The following is a 5,454-nucleotide window of genomic DNA, read 5'->3' as shown; positions in this document are numbered from 1 at the left end:
AGGAGCCGACCTTGGTCGCGATGCAGACGCCGCGGTCCGTGACGTAGCAGCGGCCGCAGGCCGCGTCCCCAACATTGTTGCGCGAACAGGAATACACCCTTTCTTTTTGATAGGTAGCTAACAAACAGACCCGCTGATACATTGCTCGGCGTCGAGATTGCCAACTGCTCGACGCCCCTATTGGGCCATTATCCCTGCTCCCCCCTGGTGGTAATGGCCCTTTTTTACGCCCCCCACATTCCCCCCACCGCCAGGTGAAATTTTATTCATGCTGGGCGTTATGTACGTTCTGGTTCAATGCTGGCCATCGCTATATACTTTTTGATATACCGCCAGCAATCGAACCCCACTGATGCCACGCGCCGCCCCGCTCTACCCCGCCGCTTTCAGCCTGATCGCCGTGACCCTCGCCAGCCTGGTGGCCCTGACCATCGGCCGCTACCCGCTGCCCCTGTCGCAACTGCTGGATTTCATCGCAGCCTGGCTAGGGCTTACCACGCTGCCGGCCGACCAATACGCCCTGCTGCACAGCCTGGTGATCGACAGCCGCCTGCCGCGCATCATCGCCGCAGTGCTGGTGGGCGCCGGGCTGTCGGTGTCGGGGGCGGCCTACCAGGCGGTGTTTCGCAACCCGCTGGTGTCACCCGGGCTGCTGGGGGTGTTGAGCGGCTGCGCGTTCGGCGCCGCCGTGGGCATTGTCGCCAACCTGCACGGCGTGTGGATTCCGCTGCTGGCGTGCCTGACCGGGCTGGCGGCGGTGGCCATGGGCGTGACCATCGCCAACCTGTTCGGCATGAGCTCGATCCTGATGCTGGTGCTGGGTGGCATCGTCGCCAACGCACTGTTCACCTCGCTGCTGTCGATCACCCAATACCTGGCCGACCCGCTCAACCAGTTGCCCACCATCGTCTACTGGCTGCTGGGCAGCCTCAGCGCCGTGGACCAGCAGGCGCTGAAGCTGACCGCGCCACTGTTGCTGCTGGCCATCGGCGTGCTGTGCCTGCTGGGGCGCGCCATCGATGCGCTGTCGCTCAGTGACGACGAGGCGCTGAGCCTGGGCGTGCCGGTCAAGCGCATTCGCTACGGGGTGATCATCCTGGCCACGCTGATCAGCGCGCTCACCGTGAGCATCGCCGGCATGGTCGGCTGGGTGGGCCTGCTGGTGCCGCACCTGGCGCGCCTGCTGGTGGGGCCGGGCAACGCGCGGCTGCTGCCGGTCAGCGCCGGCCTGGGCGCCTGCTTCCTGCTGGCCGCCGATGCCCTGGCGCGCAGCCTCGGCGCCGGCGAGATTCCGCTGGGCATCATCACCGAACTGCTCGGTGCAGTCGCGTTCGTGCTGGTGCTGCACCGCGTGCGCCGGGGCTGGCTATGAACGCGCCACTGCTGCAGGCCGAGGGGCTGGGCCACCGCATCGGCGAGCGCTGGCTGTTTGAAGACGTCAACCTCAGCGTGCAGGCCGGCGATTGCATCGCGCTGCTGGGCGCCAACGGCGCTGGCAAGAGCACGCTGCTGAAGCTGCTGCTGGGGCTGCTCAAGCCCAGCGCCGGCCGCGTGCTGATCAACGGCCAGCCGCTGGCCGCACTGGACCGCCGCAGCATCGCCCGGCTGCTGGCCTACGTGCCGCAGACCCACGTGCCGAGCTTTCCCTACAGCGTGCGCCAGATCATTACCCAAGGCCGCCTGCCGATCACTGGCCTGGGCCGCGCGCCGGGCAGCACCGACCACGACGCCGTGGCCCGTGCCCTGCACAATCTGGGCATCGATCACCTGGCCGAGCGCACCTACACCGAGCTGTCCGGCGGCGAGCGCCAGTTGGTGCTGATCGCCCGTGCGCTGGTGCAACAAGCGCGAATGATTTTGCTGGATGAACCCGTCACCGGCCTGGATTTCGGCCACCAGCTGCGGCTGCTCGAACGCCTGCAACAGCTGGCCGCCAGCGGCCTGGCCATCCTCACCACCAGCCACCGCCCGGAACAGGCGCTGGCCGGCGCCAACCGCGCCTGGGTGCTGCACCAGCAGCGCCTGATCGCCGACGGCACGCCCCATGACGTCATCGACGCCGCCTTGATGCAGCGCCTGTACGGCGTGCCCGTGCGCCAGATCGACAGCGACCGCCACCGTTTTTTTGCCCCCCTGTAAGCCGCCCCTTGTCAGAGAGAGTCCTGCATGAAGCACCTCCCCTATGCCCCGCTGCTGCTGGCCGCAGCCGTCAACCTGGCCCACGCCGCCGACAGCGCGCCCGTGCAGTTGGGTGCCGTCACGGTCAACGGTGTCCAGGACACCCAGGCCGAGCAGGACGCCCGCGCCGCCCGGGAGAAAAGCGCCAACCTCGGCCCGCTGGGCGAGCGCCGGCTGCTGGACACGCCCTACTCGCTGAACGTGGTGCCCCATGACCTGATCCAGGACCAGCAGCTGAAAAGCGTCAAGGACATCCTGCGCTACCTGCCCTCGGTGCAAGGTGACGGCGCCCGCCCGCAAAGCCGCGGCCTGCAGGGCAGCGTGGTGCAGAACACGCGCCTGGACGGCCTCAACGTGGTGTCGACCACCGACTACCCCGCCGAGCAGTTCGACAACGTGCAGGTGCTCAACGGCCTGGCCGGCTCGCTGTACGGCCCGGCCAACCCCGCCGGTACGTTCAACTTCATCTCCAAGCGGCCCACCGACGAGCGCCTGAACCGCGTGACCGTGGGCGTGGGCACTGGCCTGAGCTGGCTGAAAGCCGCCGACCTCAGCGGCCCGTTCGACCCGGACGGCAAGATCAAGTACCGCCTCAACCTGCTCGACGAACAGGGCCACAGCTACGCCCCGGGCAGCACCCTGCGCCGCCAGTTGGTGAGCCTGGCGCTGGACTTCCAGCTGAGCGACAACGACGTCATCGAGACCAACTTCAGCCACTACAACTACCTGGCCAAGGGCCTGCCGGGCAAGTTCGCCCTGGCCTCCGGCGCCAGCTTCCCCCATGCCATGGACCCGACCAAGAGCAACCTGGGCCAGAACTACGCCGGCGACAACGACACCACCGACACCGCCAGCGTGCACTTCAAGCACGACTTCAACGGCAACTGGAAGCTGGACGTGGGCCTGCTGCGGCAGATCGCCGACCGCGAGTCCACCGCCGTCACCAACACCCTGGCCGCCACCGGCGGCACCTATACCTCCACCGTCGCCACCGCCACGGCCAGCCGCTTCACCATCAACAGCTACCTGGCCAACCTCAACGGCAGCGAGTGGACCGGCTCGGTGCGCCATGACCTGACCTTCGGCCTGAGCGGCTTCGACTGGAAGAACTTCAACCCGGTCAACGGCGCCACCACCACCCTGGGCACCGCCAGCCTCGGCGACCCGCAGAACTTCGCCGAGCCCAACTACCCCGACTTCACCGACCGCTACCACTCGGCCACCGCCACCCAGCAGTCGCTGATCTTCGGCGACACCCTGACCTTCACGCCGCAGTGGAGCCTGATGCTCACCGGCAGCCAGAGCCAGATGTCGGTGCACAACTACAGCCTGGCCGGCGCCACCACCAGCGGCTCCAACGACCACGGCCTGAGCGGCGCCAGCAGCCTGATGTACAAGCCGGTCGACAACCTGACCCTGTACGTCACCTACGCCGACAGCCTGCAGCAGGGCGACACCGCGCCAACCGGCACCAGCAACGCCAACACCATCCTGGCGCCGTACCGCAGCAAGCAGTGGGAAATCGGCGGCAAGCTGGCCGTGGGCGGCGTCAACCTGTCGCTGGCGGCGTTCCAGATCAAGCGGCCGTACGCCTTCACCCAGAGCAACGGCACCTACGCGGTGGCCGGCGAGCAGCGCAACCGCGGCCTGGAGTTCATGGCCGACGGCAAGGTCAGCAGCAACGTGCGGATGTTCGGCGGCATCACCTGGCTCGACCCCAAGCTGCTCGACACCGGCAGCGCCAGCACCGACGACACGCGCATCGTCGGCCTGTCGCGCTACACCGCCAGCCTGTTGACCGAATACCAGGTGCCGCAGGTCCATGGCCTGGCGCTGAACCTCAACGCCCGCTACGTCGGCGCGCGCCCCACCGACAACATCGACACCCACTGGGTCAGCAGCTACGAGACCTTCGACCTGGGCGCCAGCTTCACCACGCGCCTGATGCAGCGCAACACCGTGTACCGCCTGGAGGTCACCAACCTGACCAACGAGCGCTACTGGACCAACATCGTCCCCGGCGGCCTCAACGGCTACAGCGCCGCCGGCAACGCCAGCGCCAGCCTGGGCGCGCCGCGCATGCTGCAGGCATCGATCCAGGTGGACCTGTGAGGCGCGTGGCGGCCCTGGCCCTGGCGCTGCTCAGCGGCGCCGCGGTGGCCGGCACAGTGATCGACGACAGCGGCCAGCGCGTCGAGGTGCCGGCCCAGCCCCGGCGCATCGCCGATGGCTGGTTCGCCCACCACGCGCTGATGCTGACCCTGGGCGCGGGCGAGCGTATCGTCGCCACGGTCAACCACCCCGACCGCCAGCCCTGGATGTTCAAGGTGCAGCCGGCGTTGAGCCAGGCGCAGATCGTCACGGGCACGGCGTTCAACGTCGAAAGCCTGCTGGCCGACAAGGTCGACCTGGTGTTCACCAGCACCGGCGACCGCCAGGCCCTGGCCTACCAGCAGGCCGGCATTCCGGTGGTGCACATGGGCTTCAACGACCTGCCGGGGCTGGAACACAGCCTCGACGTCACCGCCCAGGCCCTGGGCACCGACACCGCGCGCCAGCGCGCCCGTGACTACAACGCCTGGCTCGACCGGCAGGTGGCGCTGGTGCGCCAGCGCAGCGCCGGCCTGAGCGACGCGCAGCGGCCACGGGTGCTGCACATCGCCTCGCTGAAGCCGTTGAAGGTCGACGGCGATGGCACCCTGATCGACACCTGGATCGACCTGGCCGGCGGCCGCAACGCCGCCACCGGGCTGCACGGCAACCTGCAGGTGGTGAACGCCGAGCAGGTGCTGGCCTGGCACCCGGACGTGATCGTGCTGGCGGCGGACGCCGGCGACATCAGCCAGGTGCCATTGCTGGCACAGCTGCACAGCGCGAAGGTACTGCGCAACCCGGCCGGGGTGTTCCCCTGGGACCGCTACGGCACCGAAGTGGGCCTGCAGCTTTTGTGGGCGGCGCAGCAGCTGCACCCCGAGCGGTTCCAGGACATCGACCTGCAGCAGCAGACCATGGCCTTCTACCGGCGCTTCTTCGACTACCCCCTGACCGCGGCCGAGGCCGCCCGCATCCTCACCGCGCAACGCCCCTAATCCCGGGTCCGCGTCGTATGCGGACGCAGCCTGCGGCAGCTGCTACGCGAATGCGTATACCGCATAAATCGCGTCGCCTGCATCGCGGCCAAGGCCAGCTCCTACCACGCACGGGGTAGGAGCCGACTTTAGTCGCGATGCAGGCGACGCGGTGTTTGTCAGGTTAGTTCTGGCGGCTACGCCTCTG

General features: G+C 68.2%; 4 protein-coding genes. All 4 read left to right on the top strand.

Going from position 1 to position 5,454, the window contains the following annotated elements; all coding sequences use genetic code 11:
- Positions 1-352: 352 nt before the first annotated feature.
- The 4 genes from AC0Z2B_RS32355 to AC0Z2B_RS32340 are packed head-to-tail and all read left to right on the top strand — an operon-like array spanning position 353 to position 5,267.
- Positions 353-1,372, top strand: coding sequence for a FecCD family ABC transporter permease (locus AC0Z2B_RS32355; RefSeq protein WP_476302237.1), 1,020 nt, complete (start codon positions 353-355; stop codon positions 1,370-1,372).
- The gene (locus AC0Z2B_RS32350) at positions 1,369-2,139 is read left to right on the top strand and encodes an ABC transporter ATP-binding protein (protein ID WP_476302235.1); all 771 of its coding nucleotides are present in this window, start codon (positions 1,369-1,371) and stop codon (positions 2,137-2,139) included. Before AC0Z2B_RS32355 ends, AC0Z2B_RS32350 begins: the two co-directional genes overlap by 4 nt.
- A gap of 27 nt (positions 2,140-2,166) precedes the next feature.
- On the top strand, positions 2,167-4,290 hold the full coding sequence (locus tag AC0Z2B_RS32345) for a TonB-dependent receptor (RefSeq protein WP_476302232.1): 2,124 nt from the start codon (positions 2,167-2,169) through the stop codon (positions 4,288-4,290).
- Positions 4,287-5,267 (top strand): ABC transporter substrate-binding protein, encoded by a 981-nt coding sequence (locus AC0Z2B_RS32340; protein WP_476302229.1) that lies wholly within the window; start codon positions 4,287-4,289, stop codon positions 5,265-5,267. The genes AC0Z2B_RS32345 and AC0Z2B_RS32340 overlap by 4 nt, the downstream gene beginning before the upstream one ends.
- Positions 5,268-5,454: the final 187 nt, after the last annotated feature.

Source organism: Pseudomonas sp. GYB4201 (assembly GCF_056312595.1).
The sequence above is the reverse complement of the archived record's forward strand: the minus strand, read 5'-3'. Positions and strand labels throughout refer to the sequence as shown.

Excerpts from the sequence above, each read along its gene's own strand:
- AC0Z2B_RS32350 (WP_476302235.1), top strand. The coding sequence starts at position 1,369 with ATGAACGCGCCACTGCTGCAGGCCGAGGGGCTGGGCCACCGCATCGGC.
- AC0Z2B_RS32355 (WP_476302237.1), top strand. The coding sequence starts at position 353 with ATGCCACGCGCCGCCCCGCTCTACCCCGCCGCTTTCAGCCTGATCGCC.
- AC0Z2B_RS32345 (WP_476302232.1), top strand. The coding sequence starts at position 2,167 with ATGAAGCACCTCCCCTATGCCCCGCTGCTGCTGGCCGCAGCCGTCAAC.